Here is an 18605-nt window from a genome sequence, read left to right on the forward strand (position 1 = left end):
GGGCTCCAGAAGTATTCGGATAAAACATGAGTTTAATCGCCCCGGCGCCGCGGGACCACCGAGGCCTTGTGGCGCGCGATCAGGCGGAGCATCTCGTGCACGTGATCCAACCAGCCCGGATCGGAGAAGCGGGGCTCGGCATGCACCACCCAGATGCGCGAGTCCTGGAAGCGGGCGCATTTCACGGCATCTTTGCCCGTGGTCAGCACGATGGGCGTGGCCAGCGCCTCGAAGGGCGATTCGGCGTAGTCGTAGTGATCGTCCAGGCTTGCCGTCTGGCTCAAGGTCAGGCCGTGGTGCCTGAGCATGGCGAAAAATCGCGCCGGTTGGCCAATGCCGGCGACGGCGCTGGCGGGCTCCTTGCCATGTTCTGCCAGCCAATCGGCCCAGTTCAAGGTTTCGCCGGATACGAGCTTTTCCGCTTTCACCGGCTCCAGGCGCATGCGGACCTGTCGGGCCGGACTATCGACGGGAGCGGGGTCAGGCTGGCCGGCGACCAGGTTGGTGACGATGACATCGACGTAGCGCAGGCGGTCGGCGGGCTCGCGCAGCGGCCCCGCCGGCAGCATGCGGCCATTGCCGATGCCCCGGGCGTCCTGGACCAGGATCTCCAGGTCGCGGCCCAAGGCAAGATGCTGGAGCCCATCGTCGGCCACGATGATGTCGACATTCGGAAAGTCGCGCCGCAACCGTCTTGCCGCTTCGGTCCGGTCCGGATGCACGCTGACGGGAACGCCGGCCGTTCGCGCGATCAGGGCGGGCTCGTCGCCGAATTGGCCGGCATCGAGATCGCCTTGGCCCGTCCTGGCTCGATCGCCGACCTTGACGCCGTATCCGCGGCTGACGACGCCCGGGTGCCAGCCTTTGGACTGCAAGGCCCGGAGAAGAGCAATCACGACGGGTGTCTTGCCCGTGCCTCCCACATAGATGTTCCCGACGACGACGACGGGAATACGGCAGTGGTGGACGAGCGCGGGCTTGTGTTCGAATTGCGAGCGCTTGCGCGCGACCGCCGCGGCGGCGATCCAGGACAACGGCAGCAGAAGCGTGCTGAGCCATCCCTTCTTGCGCCAGGCCGAATGCAGTCCGCGAACCAGCGCGGCAGGCGCTTTCATTGCGGGCTGCGGGTCGCGAAATTGACTCGCGAAATTCCCGCTTGCCGGGCGGCCTCCATGACCCGAAGCACGGATTCATGGGTGCTGTGCGCGTCTGCATTGATGATCAGGACCGCGTCGGGCCTGTCGTGCGCGGCGGTGGCGAGCGCCTGCGCGATGTCGCCCGCCGTGGTGCCGGGCAGAAGCTGCCCGTCCAGAGCGTACAAGCCTTCCTGGCTGATGGCGATGTTCAGCGCTTCGGATTCCACGGGTGCGTCCGCTCGGGCCTCCGGCAGGGACACCTTCATTTGCTGGAAGCGAGTGAAAGAAGTCGTGGCGGCCAGGAAGATCAGGATCACCAGCAGCACATCGATGAGCGGGATCAGATTGATCTCCAGATCGTCATCCGATCGGCGCTGGCGGAAATTCATTCGGCCTCCCGGCTGATCAGCCGGTTCAGCGAGCTGGCTTCGCGTTCCATCATATGCAGGAAGTGGTCTACCCGGGAGCGGAAATACCGGTGAAGGATCAAGGCGGGAATGGCGATGATGATCCCGAATCCGGTGTTGTAGAGGGCAATGGATATGCCTCGGGCGAGCTGGGCGGGGTCGCCGCCGGCGGGCGTGTACGAGGCAAAGATCTCGATCATGCCGACGACGGTGCCGAACAGGCCCATGAGCGGCGCGACGACCGCGACGGTGCCCAGCGCCGGCAGGTGGCGGTTCAGTCTGTGGGCCACATCCTTGCCCGCATCCTCGACCGCCGCCAGCCGGTAATGGCGGCTTTCATGCCGATTGATCAGGACCTCGGCCAGGATGCGGCCCAGCGGCGAATTGCCGGCCAGCCGGATGACGGCTTCCGGGTTGTCGTTCTTCTGGCGCAGCAGTTCAAGAACCTGTCCTGGAAGCCGCGACGGGAATATTTTGCTTGCACGCAAGGAAAGAAAACGCTCGATGATGAGCGCAAGCCCGATGACGGAGGTCGCGATGAGCAGCCAGATGGGCCACCCGGCGGCATGGATGATTTCAAGCAAGATGGTCTCCACTCGGGGTAAAGTGTGGTCCGGCAAACCGGCATTTTACAATCGAGTGCGCAGCATGGGGCTCTTCAATGGCACTTGGCCGAAAAGCGGCATCGGGTGGGCCATTTGGCGGAACGCCTGCTGGAAAGTATTGAGAAGCATTGCTTACGCAGATCGCGCCATCCGGCAACGGCGTGGAATGTCGGATTCGGCAGCGCCTACGCCGGAAAGGCATGTCTGATCCGGAAATTGGCATCGAAAACGGCTTGTTTGCTGGCTTTGCGGAGGGTATCCACAAAAACTGTGGATAATTCTGTGCACAAGTTGCCGGACAGGCGCGATTTACTAGCTCTCGAGGTTCGTTGGTCAATTTGCGATCAATTGCTGTATTTTTGAAAAATCTATTTAAATCAAATAGTTATGATCTTGAATTAAAGCGAAATTTGAGCTGACCGCCAAATCGGATTGATATTTCGCCGATTTGACAAATCAAAATTCTCTGTGGACAGCACAGAAGAAAACTAGGAGTTTCGATGAGTTTCTTGGAGGCGACAGCCGCGTCCGACGCGGTTCTGACGGTCAGCCAGCTGAATCGGCAGGTCGGAGAATTGCTGCAAGGGCATTTTTCCCGCATCTGGGTGCGCGGAGAGATTTCGAACTTCACGCAAGCCGCGTCGGGCCATTGGTATTTTTCCATCAAGGATGAAAGGGCGAGCGTCAAGGCGGTGATGTTCCGCGGGCGTTGCCAAGCGGTGGGATTCGTGCCGAAGCCCGGCGAAAAATTCGAGTTCCGTGCGGCAGTAACGCTCTACGAGCCTCGTGGAGACTACCAATTACAGGTCGAGAGCATGCGCCGCGCGGGACGCGGCGACCTGCACGAGGCTTTTCTCGCGCTCAAGGAGAAGCTGGCACAGGAGGGGCTGTTCGACCCTGCGCGCAAGCGGCCCATTCCGTCCATGCCGGCCACCATCGGCGTGGTGACGTCTCTGGCGGCGGCTGCTTTGCGCGATGTGCTGACGGCCATGGCGCGGCGCGCGCCGCATGTAAGGGTCATCGTGTATCCGGCGCCCGTGCAAGGGCTCGATGCCGCCAGCAAGCTGAACGCCGCCCTGAATCTGGCCATCGAGCGGGCCGAGACAGATGTCCTGCTGCTGGTGCGCGGCGGGGGAAGCCTGGAGGATCTCTGGAGCTTCAACGACGAGGCGCTGGCCCGCAGCGTCGCGGCCAGTCCCATCCCGGTCATCAGCGGGGTCGGCCACGAGACGGACTTCACCATTGCCGATTTTGTGGCGGATCTGCGTGCGCCGACGCCAACTGCGGCCGCCGAACTCTGCTGCCATAGCCGCGAAGCCTGCATGCGCGCCGTCCGCGTTGCCTATGCCTCGCTTTGCACCCAGCAGCAACGGCTGCACGAGCGCGCATCCCTGCGGCTGGACCGGGCGGCTGCCTTGCTGGTGTCGCCACAGCAACGGCTGAGCCAGCAGGCGCTTCGCCTGCAGGGCTTGAACCAGCGGCTTTCCCGCGCGGCGGCGCAGGCTTCGGCTCGCCATGTCGCCAGGCTGGATGCGGTCCGTGCCCGGCTGGCGCGTGCCCAGCCGCGGCCACAGGGCTTGCGCGCCGAGCTCGACTACCGCCGCCAGGCATTGGCGGATGCGGCGCGGCGGCTGCTCGAACACCGCCGCCAGCGGCTGCTGGCGCTGGCCCAGACGCTCGAGGCGCTGGGCCCTCGCAGTATTCTGGACCGCGGCTATGCCATCGTCCGGAAAGAGAACGGGGAGATCGTGAAAAATGCGTTAGACTTGAGTGTTGGCGAGCAGCTCGGTGTGGAGCTTGGCCGCGGCAGCGTGCGCGTAGACGTCGTTCAGGTGCATGGCTTGCTGTAGAGCGCTGCCACGGCGGCACCTTGGGCGTGCTTGCTTTATTGGCATTCTGACTGGTTTTTTATGAAGGAAATCGACCATGGCTTTTACGCTTCCCCCTCTTCCCTACGCGCTTGATGCCCTTGCCCCCACCATTTCCAAGGAAACCCTGGAATTCCACCATGGCAAGCACCATCAGGCTTACGTCACGAACCTGAATAACCTGATTGCCGGCACCGAATTCGAAAACGCCAGCCTCGAAGACATCATCAAGAAGTCCTCCGGCGGCGTATTCAACAATGCAGCGCAGGTCTGGAACCACACCTTCTACTGGAACAGCATGTCGCCCAACGGCGGTGGCGAACCCACCGGCGCGCTGCTGGAAGGCATCAAGTCCAAGTGGGGCAGTGTCGAAGGCTTCAAGGACGCATTCAACAAGTCCGCCGCCGGCAACTTTGGCTCGGGCTGGACCTGGCTGGTCAAGAAGTCCGACGGCTCGCTGGATATCGTCAACACCAGCAACGCCGCCACGCCCCTGACCACCTCCGACGCTCCGCTGCTCACCTGTGATGTCTGGGAACACGCGTACTATATCGACTACCGTAACGCGCGTCCCAAGTACCTGGAAAGCTTCTGGAATCTGGTCAACTGGGAATTCGCAGCGTCGAACCTGGGCTAAGCTTCCGGCATTGGGGTCAGACCCCGTACGGGGTCTGACCCCCTTCCCATGCCGGGGTCAGACCCTATAGGGTCTGATCCCTTCTTGTGTGTGACCCGTTCCGGCGTGGGGGTCAGATCCCCTCCGTGGTCTGGCCCAGCAACACCTGCATCAAGTGACCACGGCGCGGACGAAAACCGGTTTTTTTCGTTGATCGATCAACGAATGCGCTAAGATCGGTCCATTCAGCGGACGGCGCGCCTTCCAAGGCGCAACCGCCGCGACCGGGTTTATTTTTGCTATTGCAGGCTAACAGATGACGACTCAAGCTTTTATTTGCGACGGCGTGCGCACGCCTTTCGGCCGTTACGGCGGCTCACTGGCCTCGGTCCGGGCTGACGACCTGGCCGCTGCTCCCATCAAGGCGCTGATGCAGCGCAATCCCGATATCGACTGGAAGCTCCTGGACGACACGCTGTTCGGCTGCGCCAACCAGGCCGGCGAGGACAACCGCAACGTCGCCCACATGGCAACCTTGCTGGCCGGCATGCCGGTCGAGGTCGCCGGCGCTACGATTAACCGGCTCTGCGGTTCAGGTCTCGATGCCGTCGGCTCGGCGGCGCGGGCGATCCGCGCAGGCGATGCGCATTTCATGTTGGCGGGCGGCGTTGAAAGCATGAGCCGCGCCCCCTTTGTGATGGGCAAGGCCGAGTCCGCATTTTCACGCAGCGCCGCCATTTTCGACACCACCATCGGCTGGCGCTTCGTCAACAAGCTCATGAAGGCGCAGTACGGTGTGGATTCCATGCCGGAAACCGCAGAGAACGTGGCCGACCAGTTCAAGGTCAGCCGCGAGGACCAGGACGCATTCGCCCTGGCCAGCCAAGCCAAGACCGCAGCGGCGCAGAAGGCCGGCGTCTTCGATGCCGAAATCACGCCTGTTCACATTCCCCAGCGCAAGGGCGATCCATTGGTGGTCGATACGGATGAGCATCCACGCGAAACCACGCTCGAAGCGCTGGCCAAGCTCAAGCCCATCGTACGTCCCGACGGCACCATCACCGCAGGCAACGCATCCGGCGTCAACGACGGCGCCTGCGCAATGCTGGTGGCGTCCGAGGCCGCTGCACGCGACCATGGCCTGACGCCCCGCGCGCGCATCGTTGCCATGGCGACGGCCGGCGTCGAGCCACGCATCATGGGCATCGGGCCCGCGCCTGCGACGCAAAAGGCGCTGGCACTGGCCGGGCTGTCGCTGGACCAGATCGATGTCATCGAGCTGAACGAAGCCTTCGCGGCCCAGGGCCTGGCCGTCATGCGGCTGCTGGGTATCGCCGACAACGATCCGCGTGTCAATCCGAACGGCGGCGCCATTTCGCTCGGCCATCCATTGGGCGCCAGCGGTGCGCGCCTTGCGCTGACGGCGGTCAATCAGCTGCATCGCAGCGGTGGCCGCTATGCCTTGTGCACCATGTGCATTGGCGTGGGTCAGGGTATTGCGGTAGTGCTCGAGCGCGTCTGACGCGTTCCCGGCGGGCGGCGCAGCCGCCGGCACGGGCCAGCCGGTCGCCGCGCTGCCATCAGGGCAGCGGCCCAACCCGTGCGCCGGGCCCGATCCCGTTTTTCTTGAACCAGCCTTGCTCCATTTCCAGCGCATACCGGAAGGGCGCGACGGGGCAGTGACTGGTCTCGTCGAAAGGACGCATGTCCGCCAGATTGAGAATAGTGCCGTTGCCGTCGATGAAGGCGATCGACAGGGGCAGAGGCGTATTCTTCATCCAGAAGCAGGTCGCCGTTGGCGCGTCGAATACGAACAGCATGCCGTGATCGGGCATGAGCGACTGCCGGCCCATCAGCCCCCGCGAACGGCTTGCATCGTTGGCGGCGACTTCGGCATGTACTTTGTGCGAGCCCACGCGCAGTTCGGTGGTGGGCAGCAGCATTCCTTGTGCGGCTGCGCCGCCCGCCATCAGGCAGGCGCCCAGCGCAAGGGCGAAAAGCCCAAAAAAAACAGGGCTTGTCAGCCCCGTAGATCGATACAATTTATACATTGTTATTGATACTGAATGCTTGCCTTTCACAATGGTGTATCAGGCGGCGGTAATATTGAGTGCTTGCTTGCCCTTGGGTCCCTGTGCGATCTCGAAGGCGACTTTCTGACCTTCTTTCAGGGTCTTGAAGCCGTTCATTTGGATAGAAGAAAAATGTGCGAAAAGGTCTTCGCCCCCATTATCGGGGGTAATGAATCCGAAACCTTTCGCATCATTGAACCATTTGACGGTTCCGGTCAGCTTTTGCGTATCCCCAGGCGTGGAGGTTGCGGTTGAATCAGACATGCGGACTGCCTCTCGACTATAGTGTTAAATTGAAACTCGACTACAAAGGGGTTACCTTTAGCCTTTAGATTCTGGCATGCAACGGACTTCCAGGCACTCAGAATAATACGATGATGCGCAATTTACCCTAACATAGTCAACTATGGAAACCACTAGTATTTCACATGGCTACTCAAATCGAAAACCAACGCGATACGGTTCTTGATCGCCAGTCTTCCAAGCTCGCGCCTCCACCGTTTTACCAGGTGGTGCTTTTGAACGACGACTACACGCCCATGGAGTTCGTTGTCGCAGTATTGCAGCGTATTTTTGGTAAAAACGAAGAAGAAGCCTCCCGCATCATGCTGAAGGTGCACCACGAAGGGCGAGGAGTCTGTGGTGTGTACCCGCGGGACATCGCCGCAACCCGGGTCGAAATGGTGCGTCAGATGGCCCTCGCGCGGCAGCATCCGCTGCAGTGCGTCATGGAACCCGCGCCCGACGCCTGAGCAGCGCCCCGATGGCCGGTGCAGACGCCGCGCAACGCCGTCCGAGTCCATGTATAGTAAGGGTTATGTTGTTTTAAATTAATGTTGATACGCAAGGTCGATTTAGTCATAGAATAGGATTTATCGAATTGTTTGTCCGCTCCGATAAGTAATGGAGGAAGCGTGATCTCCGAAGAACTTGAAGTCAGCCTGCACATGGCTTTTGTCGAAGCCCGCAGTGCGCGACACGAATTTATTACGGTAGAGCACTTGTTGCTCTCCCTGCTGGACAACGCCGCCGCGGCGGAAGTGCTGCGCGCCTGCTCCGCCAATATCGAAACCTTGCGCCAGGAACTGCGTAAATTCATCAATGAAAACACGCCGATCTTCCCCGGCGAGGACGAGGTCGACACGCAGCCCACGCTGGGCTTCCAGCGGGTGATACAGCGCGCCATCATGCACGTGTCGTCTGGAAATTCCAACAAGAACACGGTCACCGGCGCCAACGTGCTGGTCGCTATGTACGGCGAAAAGGATTCCCACGCGGTGTATTTCCTGCAGCAGCAGGGGGTCACGCGTCTGGACGTAGTCAATTATTTGTCGCACGGTATCACCAAGGCGGCCGAAGAACCGCCCGTCGAAGCCCCCAAGGCGCAGGCTGCCGACACCGACAGCAAATCCGACCAGCAGAAGTCGCCGCTCGAACTCTACGCCACCTTCCTCAATGCCGAAGCCCGCAGCGGGCGGATCGATCCGCTCATCGGGCGCGAGCATGAAGTCGAGCGCGTCATCCAGGTGCTTTGCCGGCGGCGCAAGAACAATCCATTGCTGGTGGGCGAAGCCGGCGTGGGCAAGACGGCCATCGCCGAAGGCCTGGCCTGGCGCATCACCAAAGGCGATGTCCCCGACATCCTGGCCGATGCCGAAGTCTATGCGCTCGACATGGGCGCCTTGCTGGCCGGCACCAAGTATCGCGGCGACTTCGAACAACGCCTCAAAGGGGTGCTCAAGAACCTGAAGGACAACCGCAATGCGGTGCTTTTCATCGATGAAATCCACACGTTGATCGGTGCCGGCTCGGCCTCCGGCGGCACGTTGGACGCCTCCAACCTGCTCAAGCCGGCCTTGTCCTCGGGGCAGCTCAAATGCCTGGGCGCCACCACGTACAACGAATACCGCGGCATCTTCGAAAAAGACCACGCCTTGTCGCGCCGCTTCCAGAAAATCGACGTCGCCGAACCCACGGTTCCGCAAACCATCGAAATCCTGCGCGGCCTGAAGGGGCACTTCGAAGCCCACCATGGGGTGCGTTATTCGGCTGCCGCCATCACGGCCGCCGCCGAGCTCTCCGCACGCCACATCAACGATCGCTTCCTGCCCGACAAGGCCATCGACGTCATCGACGAAGCCGGCGCGGCGCAGCGCCTGCTGCCCAAATCGCGCCAGAAGAAACTGATCGGCAAGGCCGAGATCCAAGCCACGGTGGCCAAGATCGCGCGTATTCCGCCGCAAAGCGTTTCCACGGATGACCGCAACAAGCTCGCCACCCTCGAGCGCGACCTCAAGACCGTGGTGTTTGGCCAGGACAAGGCCATCGAAGCCCTGGCCGCGGCCATCAAGATGTCGCGCTCCGGCCTGGGCAAACCCGACAAGCCCATCGGCTCCTTCCTGTTTTCCGGTCCCACTGGCGTGGGCAAGACCGAAGTCGCGCGCCAACTGGCCTTCGTGCTCGGTATCGAGCTCCTGCGCTTCGACATGTCGGAATACATGGAACGCCACACGGTGTCGCGACTCATCGGCGCGCCGCCCGGCTATGTCGGCTTCGACCAGGGCGGATTGCTTACCGAGGCCATCAGCAAGCAGCCGCATTGCGTCCTGCTTCTTGATGAAATCGAAAAAGCGCATCCCGACGTTTTCAATATCCTGCTTCAAGTCATGGATCACGGCACGCTCACCGACAACAACGGGCGTAAATCCGATTTCCGCAACGTGATCATCGTCATGACCACCAACGCGGGGGCCGAAACCCTCAATCGAAGCACCATCGGGTTCGCTGCGCCCGCGCGCACGGGCGACGAAATGGCCGACATCAAGCGCATGTTCACGCCTGAATTCCGCAATCGGCTCGACGCCATCATCGGCTTTACGCCGCTGTCGCATGAAGTCATCATGCGAGTGGTCGACAAGTTCCTCATGCAACTCGAAGACCAGCTCCATGAAAAACGCGTCGAAGTCGTCTTCACCGATGCGCTCAGGCTGCATCTGGGCAAAGAAGGCTTCGATCCGGCCATGGGCGCGCGTCCCATGCAGCGCCTCATCCAGGACACGATACGCCGCGCCCTGGCCGACGAGCTGCTGTTCGGACGCCTGGTGGATGGCGGGCATGTGGAAGTCGATGTCGACGAAGACGGCAAGGTGACATTGGTGTTCTCCGACAAGACAGGCAAGTCGGGCGGGCAGAAGCAGTCGTCGCCGTCGCATCCCGAACCCGAGCTCGTTGACTAATCCGCTGGTTGCATGCAGGCATTGCGGAACGCTGCATGAGCGCGTTCCCATCGAAAGAGGCGCAATGGCCTGCTGCAATCTATGCGGCTACGTGCTGTATCGCCAAAGCTATTTCACGCTGGACGGCTGGCTTAGCCTGGTGCTGACCACGCTGGTGGTGTTCGGCATCGCCAATTATTTTCCTATCGTCACCCTGAACGTTCAGGCCATGTCGGTGCATGCGACCCTGCCGCATGCATTGTTTCTGACTTGGCAATACGGCCACTACACCCTGGCGATCATGACGGGCATGTTTGCCTTCTGGCTGCCGCTGTCGCAGATTCTTTGCTGCCTTTGGGCCTTGATGGTCGTCCGTTCGGGACGGCTGCCTGCCGATTTCCCATACGGAATGCGCCTGCTCAGCTTCGCCGAGCCCTGGAGCATGGTGCCGGTGCTCATGCTGGCCATATTCGTTGCCTTGGTGAAGTTCGCAGGCTTTGCAACAATCAATCCCGGCCCGGCGATGCTGGCGTTCGGCGTGCTGACCTTGCTGCTGACGGCATTGAGCCGCCTGTCGGCTTTGCGCTTATGGCGGCATGCGGAAGACGCCGGCCTGGCGCCCTATACCACAGCGGAAGAACTCTCCGACGCGCCCCATGCCAGCTGCCTGACCTGCGGCATGGTGCAGCCCCTTCCCGCCAGCGACGAAGGCGTAGCCTGCGTGCGCTGCCGGTCGATCACGCACTTGCGCAAGCCCAGGCCTTTTTCGCGCGTATGGGCTCTGATCATTGCGGCATGGGTGGCCTATGTGCCCGCCAACGTGCTGCCCGTCATGCGGATCAAGACGGCCATCAGCGATACCGAGCACACGATATTGGGCGGGGTGATCGAGCTATGGCGCCTGGGTTCGCCGGACCTTGCCGTCATCGTCTTCATCGCGAGCGTGGTCGTCCCCATGACCAAGCTGATTGCCCTGATGGCGCTCATGCTGCAGAATCGGTGGCGCGGCCACCGGGCCCAGCGCCAGCGCACACGCCTGTATGAACTGGTCGAGTTCATCGGGCAATGGTCCATGCTGGATGTGTTCGTGGTGATCCTGATGACCTCGATGGCGAATTTTCCCGGCATCTCGCAAGTTATGGCGGGGCCCGCCGCGGTCAGCTTCGGGCTAGTGGTCATCATGACCATGCTGGCGGCGATGAGCTATGATCCGCGCCGGGGATGGGACGCAAGAAACCTGGGGTCAGACCCCATGCGGGGTCTGACCCCACAGGCTCAACACAACGCGGGGTCGGACCCCGTACGGGGTCCGACCCCTTCTTCAGCGCAACAGAGAAAGGCATGACCGAAGCCCAAGATCCACAGGCACCCAGCTCGCCGGCGAAAGTCCTGGCACCTACTGTGCATCCGCGCCGGGAAACCAGGATTTCCTGGATCTGGCTGGTGCCGCTGGTCGCCGCGTTGGTGGGTGTATCCCTGCTGGCCCGCAGTTGGCTCGCAATCGGGCCCACCATCACGATCAGTTTCGAAACCGCCGAGGGCCTCGAAGTCGGGCAGACGAAAGTGCGCTACAAGGATGTCGCCATCGGCACCGTGACGGGCATACGGGTGGCGAAGGATCGCAGCAAGGTGCTGGTCACGGCCGAGCTCGTGCGCGACGGCTCGGAATTCATCACGCGCGAGAACACCAGCTTCTGGGTGGTCAGGCCGCGGTTGGGGCTGAGCGGGGTCTCGGGCCTGGGCACCCTGGTTTCCGGCGCATATATTGCCGTGGATGCCGCGGAGTCTCCCGTCAAGAACGGTTCGACGCCGGTATATGAATTCGTCGGCCTGGAAAAACCGCCCGAGGTGACCAGTGGGCGGCCCGGAACACGCTACACCTTGCATGCCGACGACCTCGGGTCTCTCGAGATCGGTTCTCCGGTCTATTACCGGCGCATCCAGGTGGGCCGCATCATCGGCTACGACCTGGACGAATCCGGCAGATCGGTGAACATACATGTCTTCGTCGATGCGCCCAACGATAAATTCGTCACCAGCGACACGCGTTTCTGGAATGCGAGCGGAATCAACCTGTCACTGGACGCCGATGGCTTCAATGTGCAGACGGGTTCGCTGGTTTCAATGATCGCGGGCGGAGTCGCGTTCGCTTCCGCGAACGAAGCGAATACCCGGCCGGCGCCGGCGGGAAGCGACTTCAAGCTGGCGACCTCCCGGGCGGAGGCGCTGGCCGATCCCGACGGTCCGCCGTTCCATATCGAGTTCCACTTCCAGCAGTCGGTGCGCGGATTGAAGGTCGGCGCACCCGTGGACTTCCGTGGCCTGGAACTGGGCAAGGTCATCGATGTGGATCTGGAGTTCAACGAGGAAACCAAGCGCTTCTATGCGCTGGTGAAGGCGGAGCTCTATCCCTTGCGATTCGGCGCGGTGTACGACAACCTGATGGCGGAGCCGGGCGCCGAACAGTACCGCGGCGGCGCCCTGCTTGGGCCGCTGGTCGAGCACGGCCTGCGTGCGCAGATACGCCCGGCCAATATCCTTACCGGGCAGCAATACGTTGCGCTGGATTTCTTCCGGGATGCGGAGAAGGTGGAGTTCGACGCGCAGAAGGCCCCGCTGGTGTTGCCCACCATCGCCGGCAGCTTCGATCGGCTGCAACAGCAGATCAGCAGCATCGTCAGCAAGATCGATGCGGTTCCGTTCGACGAAATCGCCACTGACCTCCGCAGCAGCTTGAACGCGGTGACCAAGCTGCTTCAGCGCCTGGAAGGTGAACTCACGCCTCAGGCCACCGCTACGCTCAAGGCGGCCAGAAAGTCGCTCGGCGAGGTGGAGAAGCTGCTGTCCGAGAACTCACCCATGACGGGCAATGTCGAGCGCACATTGCGCGAATTGAACAATGCGGCCAAGTCCTTGCGTTCACTGGCCGATTATCTGCAGTCCCATCCGTCGTCCGTGATTCGCGGCAAGGGGCCCAATGCCATTACGGTGGTTCCTTAGGATCCAACCCAAGAAGGGAGAAATCTTCATGCGTGGTGCGAAGTTCTTGCTGATTCCTGCCCTGGCCGCCGTGCTCGCGGCCTGCGCCAGTACGCCGGCCAGCCATTACTACACCCTGATGCCGGCGGCCAAGCGCGGGGCCGCGCCGGAATCGGCCGCCGCCGGCGCGCCTGGCTATGTCATCAGCGTGCAGCCGGTCGGCGTGCCGGAACAGCTGGACCGGCTGCAAATCGTCATTACCGATCCGGCGTCGACCCAGGTCGCCATCCTGAACAGCTACCTGTGGGCTTCGCCCTTGTCTGAAGAGCTGCGCAATGCGCTGTCGGACGATTTGACGGAGCGGCTCGGCGCAATCGATGTGGCGGGGGCCGCGGGCAACGCGCCCGCCTGGCGGGTCGCCTTGACCTTGCAGCGGTTCGAGTCCGTTTATGGGCAGTACGCGTTGCAGGATGCAACATGGCAATTGACGCCCGTGAATCTGGAAGGCAAGCGCAAGACCGTCTGCCGGGCTTCGGCCCGGGTGGAGGTGCAGCAGGAAGGCGTGTCGGCGCTGGTTGCGGCCCATCAAGAGGCATTGCGGCGCGTTGGCGCCGCGATCGCCGGACAACTGCAGGGCGGCCGTCAAGCGGTGGCCGTCGAAGGCGTGGATCTGAAAGGCTGTTCGGTCCTGTAATCTGCTTCGGCGCCCATGGGGCGAAAGGGTTACGAGGGTTATTCAGAGTTCCGGCGCCGGCCCGGTGGTTGTACCTTTGTTCCTGGATTGCGGTCTCGATGTCCATTCCAGGAGAACATTATGCAGTCGATCAAAGGATACAAACTCTTGACGGCAAGCGCCGCCCTCATGGCGGGGCTGGCGTGCGCGGGCGCGCACGCCGCCGACGCCGCCGTCGTCAAGCTTGGTTTCGCGGCGCCCCTGACCGGGCCGCAGGCGCACTACGGCGAAGACATGAAGAACGGATTGACGCTGGCCCTCGAAGAGGCCAATCAACAGGCCATCGAACTGGACGGCAAGACCGTCCGTTTCGAACTCGTTACGCGCGACGACCAGGCGGATCCCCGGACAGCGGTGCAGGTCGCCCAGCAGATCGTGGACGAAGGCGTGCAAGGCGTGCTTGGGCATTTCAATTCGGGCACGACGATTCCCGCCTCCAGCGTGTATCACGATGCCGGGCTGCCCCAGATCGCCATGGCGACCTCGCCGCAGTATACGGAGCAGGGCTACGACACCACCTTCCGCATGATGACCAGCGACACCCAGCAAGGCGCCGCCGCAGGAGAGTTCGTCGTCAAGGATCTGGGTGCGAAAAACGTGGCGCTCATCGATGACCGCACCGCCTATGGGCAGGGCCTGGCCGATCAGGTCGCCAAGGCGGTCGAAGCACACGGCGGCAAGATCGTCGCGCGCGAATATACGACCGACAAGGCCAATGACTTCGCCGCCATTCTCACGAACATCAAGAACGTCAAACCCGATGCGATCTTTTTCGGGGGACTCGACGCGCAATCGGGCCCGATGCGCCGCCAGATGGTGACGCTGGGCATGCAGGCGCCTCTGGTGTCGGGTGAAATGACTCGCAGCGAAACCTTTCTGAAGCTGGCGGGCCCGGCGGCAAATGGCACCTATGCTTCGCTGGCCGGCGTGCCACTGGCGCAGATGGCGGCGGGCGAGCGCTTCCAGGAGGCCTACAAGACGCGGTTCAAGACGGATCCCGGCGTCTATGCGCCCTACGCCTACGATGGGGCCTGGAGCATGATCATCGCCATGAAGGAGGCGGGCTCCGCCAAGCCCGAAGCCTATCTGCCCAAGCTCGCCGCTCTGAAACGCGCGGGCGCCACCAGCCAGGAAATCGCCTACGACGACAAGGGCGACCTGAAAGAGATCTCGGTGACGATCTACGAGGTCAAGGATGGAAAGTGGGAAATGGTCAAAACCATGGTCAGCAAGGCCCCAAGCGGCTCTTGACCCCAGGATGGGTAGCCGGGCATGGATATTCTCCTGCAGCAACTGATCAACGGCGTCACCGTGGGCAGTGTCTACGCCCTGGTGGCGCTCGGGTACACCGTGGTCTATGGCATCATCGGCCTGATCAATTTTGCGCACGGCGACGTGGTCATGGTCGGCGCCATGGCGGCGACCACGGTGGCGGTCGCATTGGTCGGCGCCGATCCGGGCGGGGCGTCCGCCTGGGTCGCCGTCTTGGGCGCCTTGCTGCTGGCCATCCCCCTGTGCATGGCGCTGGGATGGACCGCCGAGCGCTTCGCCTACCGGCCCCTGAGGCGGGCGCCGCGGCTTGCGGCCCTGATCACCGCGATCGGGGTGTCGATCGTCATACAGAATATCGCCATGATGGTCTGGGGTCGCAATTACCTGAGTTTTCCGCACATCATTGAACCAAGGCTTTATCAGATCGGCGGGGCGCGCATCAGTCTGCTGCAGATCCTGATCATCATTTCAGCCGCCGCCATCATGGCAGGCCTGCTGCTGATCGTGCATCGGACCAGGCTCGGGACGGCCATGCGCGCGACCGCACAGAATCGCGAAGTGGCCGGCCTGATGGGCGTCAATATCAATGTCGTGATTTCGGCCGCCTTCGTGATCGGATCCGCACTGGCGGCGGTGGCGGGCGTCATGGTCACGACCTACTATGGCGTGGCCCAATACACCATGGGTTTCCTGCTGGGGCTGAAGGCCTTTACCGCGGCGGTCCTGGGCGGGATCGGCAACCTGGGCGGAGCCATGCTGGGCGGGCTGCTCCTGGGCATCATCGAGTCGCTTGGCGCAGGCTACATCGGCGCGCTGACCAACGGCGTTTTCGGCAGCAACTATCAAGACGTCTTTTCATTCATCGTGCTGATAGTCGTCCTCGTGTTCCGGCCTTCGGGCCTGCTTGGCGAGCGTGTCGGAGACCGCGCATGACGGGCGCCGCGGCCGGCCGGCGCGTGCAACCCCCCGCAAAGGTCTGGCTTGGGGCCGCCTTGTTCGCGCTGATACTGGCGGTGCTGCCGTTCGTGCTGGGCATGGCAGGCCAGGGCTGGGTACGCACGCTCAATTTTGCCTTGCTGTATGTAATGCTGGCGCTTGGCTTGAACATCGTCGTGGGCTTTGCGGGCCTGCTCGATCTCGGATACATCGCCTTCTATGCGGTCGGCGCCTATGCATGGGCGTTGCTGGCCTCGCCGCATTTCGGCCTGCATCTGCCTTTCTGGCTCGTCCTGCCCGCAGGGGTGCTGCTGGCGGCAATCGCCGGTGCGCTGCTGGGCGCGCCCACCCTGAAGCTGCGCGGCGACTATCTGGCCATCGTCACCTTGGGCTTCGGGGAAATCGTCCGCATATTCATCAACAATCTCGATGCACCCGTCAACATCACGAACGGTCCTCAGGGCATCAATCGCATCGATACGTTCAAGGTGGGAAGCTTTGCCTTCGGGCGAACACAAGAGCTCTTCGGCATACGCATCACCGGCCCCGAAAAATACTATTACCTGCTGCTTCTCCTGACGGTGCTCATCGTCGTCATGTGCGTGCGTCTTCAAAACTCCCGCATAGGCCGTGCCTGGGAAGCCGTGCGCGAAGACGAAGTCGCGGCCAAGGCCATGGGAATCAACACGCACAACGTCAAGCTCCTGGCCTTTGCCATGGGTGCAAGCTTCGGCGGGGTGGCCGGTGCGCTGTTCGCCTCCATGCAAGGCTTTGTCAGTCCTGAAAGCTTCAGCCTGACGGAGTCGATCCTGGTCCTTTGCATGGTGGTGCTGGGCGGCATGGGCCACATACCGGGCGCCATACTGGGCGCGCTGATCCTGTCCGTCTTTCCCGAGATGCTTCGGGCGCTGGTCATTCCGTTGCAGCAAGCCTTGTTCGGCGGCGTGGTCCTCGATCCCGACGGCATACGGATGCTGATGTTCGGTTTTGCGCTCATCCTCATCATGATCTTCCGGCCCGCCGGCCTCTGGCCTTCGGCCGTCCGGCGCCGCGAGCTCAATACGCGCAAGGGGGGCCAGGCATGAGCTATGCCGCGGTGAATGAATATGCGCGCTCGATGCCGGAGCTCCTGCTGGTGGCGAACAAGCTCAACAAGCGATTCGGGGGCTTGCAGGCTTTGTCCGATGTCAGCTTCTCCATCTGCAAAGGGGATATCTACGGTCTGATCGGCCCCAACGGTGCGGGGAAGACGACGCTTTTCAATTGCCTGACGAGCCTGTATGCGCCCGAGTCCGGCAACTGCAACTTCATGGGCCACCAACTGACGCGCCTGCAGCCCCATGAAATCGCCAAGGTCGGGCTGGCCCGCACCTTCCAGAACATCCGGCTGTTTGCGAGCCTGAGCGTCATCGAGAACGTGATGATAGGGCGTCACGTACGCAGCCGGGCCGGGGTGTTCGGCGCGATCACCCGCAACCGGGCGACCCGCGAGGAAGAGGCCGCGATCGAACGCAGGGCGCTTCAACTGCTGGATTATGTCGGTATCGCGGATCGCGCCAACGATGTCGCGGGTGCCTTGCCGTACGGAGACCAGCGACGTCTCGAGATTGCCCGGGCGCTGGCCACCGATCCGGTGCTGCTGGCCCTGGACGAGCCCGCGGCGGGGATGAACGCGTCCGAGACGCTGGGCCTGCGGCGCCTGATCGAGAAAATCCGTGATGACGGCGTGACGGTATTGTTGATCGAGCACGATATGAAGCTGGTGATGGGGCTATGCAACCGGGTCCTGGTGCTCGATTACGGCAAAGTGCTGGCGGAGGGCAGGCCGTCGGAAATTCAGCGCAACCCCAAAGTCATCGAGGCCTATCTGGGCGTGGGTGCGGCCGCAGCCTCCGGCGAAAACCCTGATGCGGCGATCACGCCGTCAGGACCCGGACCGAAGAGCGCGCCATGAGCGGCAGCCCGGGCCCTTTGCTCAAGCTACGTGGGCTGGAGGTTGCCTACGGCGGCATTCGCGCGCTGCGGGGCGTGGACCTGCAGGTCGAGCATGGAGAACTGGTCTGCCTGATCGGCGCAAACGGCGCCGGCAAAAGTACCACGCTGCGCGCGATATGCGGGCTCGTGCCCATTGCGGCGGGTGACGTTTTCTACGATGGCCAACGGGTTTCCGGCAGGCCTTCGTACCAGCTGGTCAGGCAGGGTCTGGTGATGGTTCCCGAGGGACGCGGCATCTTCGGCCGGCTGACCATAGAAGAGAACCTGTCGATGGGCGGCTATGCGCGTCGTGATACGGTCGGGATGCGGCAGGACATGGATGCCGTCTTCCAGTTGTTCCCCAGGCTGGCGGAGCGGCGGCGACAGGCGGCCGGCACGCTCTCGGGCGGCGAACAACAGATGCTGGCCATGGGTCGCGCGATGGTGTCCCGTCCGCGCCTGCTTCTGCTGGATGAGCCGTCCATGGGGCTGGCGCCACTGATGGTCGACCGCATTTTCGAGGTCATACGCAGGATTTCATCGGAAGGCGTCACCATTCTGCTGATCGAGCAGAATGCCCGGCTGGCCCTGGAAACCAGCTCCAGGGGCTACGTGATGGAATCAGGAAGCCTGGTCCTGGAAGGGTTGTCAAGCCGGCTGTTGAACGACCCCAAGGTCCGTGAGGCGTATCTGGGCGAAGAGATGTAGGGGTCAGACCCGAAGAGACGCAGGGGTCAGACCCTATAGGGTCTGACCCCCCACATGCTTCGGGGTCAGACCCCGCATGGGGTC

18 protein-coding genes are annotated in these 18605 nt (G+C 62.4%); 13 read left to right on the forward strand and 5 right to left on the reverse strand.

The features are described from left to right. Positions 1-32: 32 nt before the first annotated feature. From lpxK to ACSBPU_RS09320, 3 genes are read right to left on the reverse strand one after another with little or no spacing between them, the layout of a single operon-like run. On the reverse strand, positions 33-1115 hold the full coding sequence (gene lpxK / locus ACSBPU_RS09310; protein ID WP_442597501.1) for a tetraacyldisaccharide 4'-kinase: 1083 nt from the start codon (positions 1113-1115) through the stop codon (positions 33-35). Beyond that, entirely contained in the window at positions 1112-1525 is a 414-nt protein-coding gene (locus ACSBPU_RS09315; protein ID WP_442597503.1) for an ExbD/TolR family protein, read from the reverse strand. Before ACSBPU_RS09315 ends, lpxK begins: the two co-directional genes overlap by 4 nt. Next, on the reverse strand, positions 1522-2127 hold the full coding sequence (locus ACSBPU_RS09320; RefSeq protein WP_180070696.1) for a MotA/TolQ/ExbB proton channel family protein: 606 nt from the start codon (positions 2125-2127) through the stop codon (positions 1522-1524). Before ACSBPU_RS09320 ends, ACSBPU_RS09315 begins: the two co-directional genes overlap by 4 nt. Before the next feature lie 521 nt (positions 2128-2648). Here ACSBPU_RS09320 and xseA point away from each other — a divergent pair. The 3 genes from xseA to pcaF all read left to right on the forward strand — a co-directional run bounded on the left by xseA (position 2649) and on the right by pcaF (position 6154). After that, on the forward strand, positions 2649-3998 hold the full coding sequence (xseA, locus tag ACSBPU_RS09325) for an exodeoxyribonuclease VII large subunit (RefSeq protein ID WP_442597506.1): 1350 nt from the start codon (positions 2649-2651) through the stop codon (positions 3996-3998). Between the two features lie 76 nt (positions 3999-4074). Further along, positions 4075-4653, forward strand: coding sequence for a superoxide dismutase [Fe] (sodB, locus tag ACSBPU_RS09330; RefSeq protein WP_442597508.1), 579 nt, complete (start codon positions 4075-4077; stop codon positions 4651-4653). Between the two features lie 295 nt (positions 4654-4948). After that, on the forward strand, positions 4949-6154 hold the full coding sequence (pcaF, locus tag ACSBPU_RS09335; protein WP_442597510.1) for a 3-oxoadipyl-CoA thiolase: 1206 nt from the start codon (positions 4949-4951) through the stop codon (positions 6152-6154). A gap of 58 nt (positions 6155-6212) precedes the next feature. Here the strand turns inward: pcaF and ACSBPU_RS09340 are convergent, their stop codons facing one another. Together ACSBPU_RS09340 and ACSBPU_RS09345 are read right to left on the reverse strand one after the other, a co-directional pair. After that, entirely contained in the window at positions 6213-6683 is a 471-nt protein-coding gene (locus ACSBPU_RS09340) for a DUF192 domain-containing protein (protein WP_442597512.1), read from the reverse strand. 39 nt (positions 6684-6722) lie between these two features. Next, the gene (locus ACSBPU_RS09345; protein WP_165028941.1) at positions 6723-6968 is read right to left on the reverse strand and encodes a cold-shock protein; all 246 of its coding nucleotides are present in this window, start codon (positions 6966-6968) and stop codon (positions 6723-6725) included. A 164-nt stretch (positions 6969-7132) separates the two neighbouring features. On the opposite strand from ACSBPU_RS09345, the gene clpS reads away from it, so the two are divergent. The 10 genes from clpS (at position 7133) to ACSBPU_RS09395 (ending at position 18521) form a co-directional block, all read left to right on the forward strand. Continuing rightward, a complete protein-coding gene (gene clpS, locus ACSBPU_RS09350) occupies positions 7133-7456 on the forward strand; it encodes an ATP-dependent Clp protease adapter ClpS (protein ID WP_442597514.1) in 324 nt (107 codons plus the stop codon). 162 nt (positions 7457-7618) lie between these two features. After that, positions 7619-9940: an ATP-dependent Clp protease ATP-binding subunit ClpA gene (clpA, locus tag ACSBPU_RS09355; RefSeq protein WP_442597516.1), complete on the forward strand. Its 2322-nt coding sequence runs from the start codon at positions 7619-7621 to the stop codon at positions 9938-9940. Next, a complete protein-coding gene (locus ACSBPU_RS09360; protein ID WP_442597518.1) occupies positions 9933-11264 on the forward strand; it encodes a paraquat-inducible protein A in 1332 nt (443 codons plus the stop codon). Before clpA ends, ACSBPU_RS09360 begins: the two co-directional genes overlap by 8 nt. Continuing rightward, positions 11261-12919: a PqiB family protein gene (locus ACSBPU_RS09365; RefSeq protein WP_442597520.1), complete on the forward strand. Its 1659-nt coding sequence runs from the start codon at positions 11261-11263 to the stop codon at positions 12917-12919. The genes ACSBPU_RS09360 and ACSBPU_RS09365 overlap by 4 nt, the downstream gene beginning before the upstream one ends. A gap of 28 nt (positions 12920-12947) precedes the next feature. Further along, on the forward strand, positions 12948-13592 hold the full coding sequence (locus ACSBPU_RS09370) for a PqiC family protein (protein WP_442597522.1): 645 nt from the start codon (positions 12948-12950) through the stop codon (positions 13590-13592). A gap of 120 nt (positions 13593-13712) precedes the next feature. Further along, the gene (locus ACSBPU_RS09375; RefSeq protein ID WP_442597524.1) at positions 13713-14882 is read left to right on the forward strand and encodes a branched-chain amino acid ABC transporter substrate-binding protein; all 1170 of its coding nucleotides are present in this window, start codon (positions 13713-13715) and stop codon (positions 14880-14882) included. Positions 14883-14903: 21 nt separating this feature from the next. After that, positions 14904-15836 carry a branched-chain amino acid ABC transporter permease gene (locus ACSBPU_RS09380; RefSeq protein WP_442597526.1) on the forward strand — a complete coding sequence of 311 codons (933 nt, stop codon included), beginning with the start codon at positions 14904-14906 and terminating at the stop codon, positions 15834-15836. Beyond that, entirely contained in the window at positions 15833-16924 is a 1092-nt protein-coding gene (locus ACSBPU_RS09385) for an ABC transporter permease subunit (protein WP_442597528.1), read from the forward strand. The genes ACSBPU_RS09380 and ACSBPU_RS09385 overlap by 4 nt, the downstream gene beginning before the upstream one ends. Continuing rightward, entirely contained in the window at positions 16921-17793 is an 873-nt protein-coding gene (locus tag ACSBPU_RS09390) for an ABC transporter ATP-binding protein (protein WP_442597530.1), read from the forward strand. Before ACSBPU_RS09385 ends, ACSBPU_RS09390 begins: the two co-directional genes overlap by 4 nt. Next, positions 17790-18521 carry an ABC transporter ATP-binding protein gene (locus tag ACSBPU_RS09395; protein ID WP_442597532.1) on the forward strand — a complete coding sequence of 244 codons (732 nt, stop codon included), beginning with the start codon at positions 17790-17792 and terminating at the stop codon, positions 18519-18521. Before ACSBPU_RS09390 ends, ACSBPU_RS09395 begins: the two co-directional genes overlap by 4 nt. Positions 18522-18605 lie beyond the last annotated feature (84 nt).

The sequence above is a fragment of the Parapusillimonas sp. JC17 genome (genome assembly GCF_052180245.1).
Classification (GTDB): domain Bacteria; phylum Pseudomonadota; class Gammaproteobacteria; order Burkholderiales; family Burkholderiaceae_B; genus Parapusillimonas.

What these genes read in the sequence shown, in the direction of transcription:
- lpxK (WP_442597501.1), bottom strand. Translation starts at nt 1,115, where the DNA reads ATGAAAGCGCCTGCCGCGCTGGTTCGCGGACTGCATTCGGCCTGGCGC.
- ACSBPU_RS09315 (WP_442597503.1), bottom strand. Translation starts at nt 1,525, where the DNA reads ATGAATTTCCGCCAGCGCCGATCGGATGACGATCTGGAGATCAATCTG.
- xseA (WP_442597506.1), top strand. Translation starts at nt 2,649, where the DNA reads ATGAGTTTCTTGGAGGCGACAGCCGCGTCCGACGCGGTTCTGACGGTC.
- sodB (WP_442597508.1), top strand. Translation starts at nt 4,075, where the DNA reads ATGGCTTTTACGCTTCCCCCTCTTCCCTACGCGCTTGATGCCCTTGCC.
- pcaF (WP_442597510.1), top strand. Translation starts at nt 4,949, where the DNA reads ATGACGACTCAAGCTTTTATTTGCGACGGCGTGCGCACGCCTTTCGGC.
- ACSBPU_RS09340 (WP_442597512.1), bottom strand. Translation starts at nt 6,683, where the DNA reads ATGTATAAATTGTATCGATCTACGGGGCTGACAAGCCCTGTTTTTTTT.
- ACSBPU_RS09345 (WP_165028941.1), bottom strand. Translation starts at nt 6,968, where the DNA reads ATGTCTGATTCAACCGCAACCTCCACGCCTGGGGATACGCAAAAGCTG.
- clpS (WP_442597514.1), top strand. Translation starts at nt 7,133, where the DNA reads ATGGCTACTCAAATCGAAAACCAACGCGATACGGTTCTTGATCGCCAG.
- ACSBPU_RS09365 (WP_442597520.1), top strand. Translation starts at nt 11,261, where the DNA reads ATGACCGAAGCCCAAGATCCACAGGCACCCAGCTCGCCGGCGAAAGTC.
- ACSBPU_RS09370 (WP_442597522.1), top strand. Translation starts at nt 12,948, where the DNA reads ATGCGTGGTGCGAAGTTCTTGCTGATTCCTGCCCTGGCCGCCGTGCTC.
- ACSBPU_RS09375 (WP_442597524.1), top strand. Translation starts at nt 13,713, where the DNA reads ATGCAGTCGATCAAAGGATACAAACTCTTGACGGCAAGCGCCGCCCTC.
- ACSBPU_RS09380 (WP_442597526.1), top strand. Translation starts at nt 14,904, where the DNA reads ATGGATATTCTCCTGCAGCAACTGATCAACGGCGTCACCGTGGGCAGT.
- ACSBPU_RS09385 (WP_442597528.1), top strand. Translation starts at nt 15,833, where the DNA reads ATGACGGGCGCCGCGGCCGGCCGGCGCGTGCAACCCCCCGCAAAGGTC.
- ACSBPU_RS09390 (WP_442597530.1), top strand. Translation starts at nt 16,921, where the DNA reads ATGAGCTATGCCGCGGTGAATGAATATGCGCGCTCGATGCCGGAGCTC.
- ACSBPU_RS09395 (WP_442597532.1), top strand. Translation starts at nt 17,790, where the DNA reads ATGAGCGGCAGCCCGGGCCCTTTGCTCAAGCTACGTGGGCTGGAGGTT.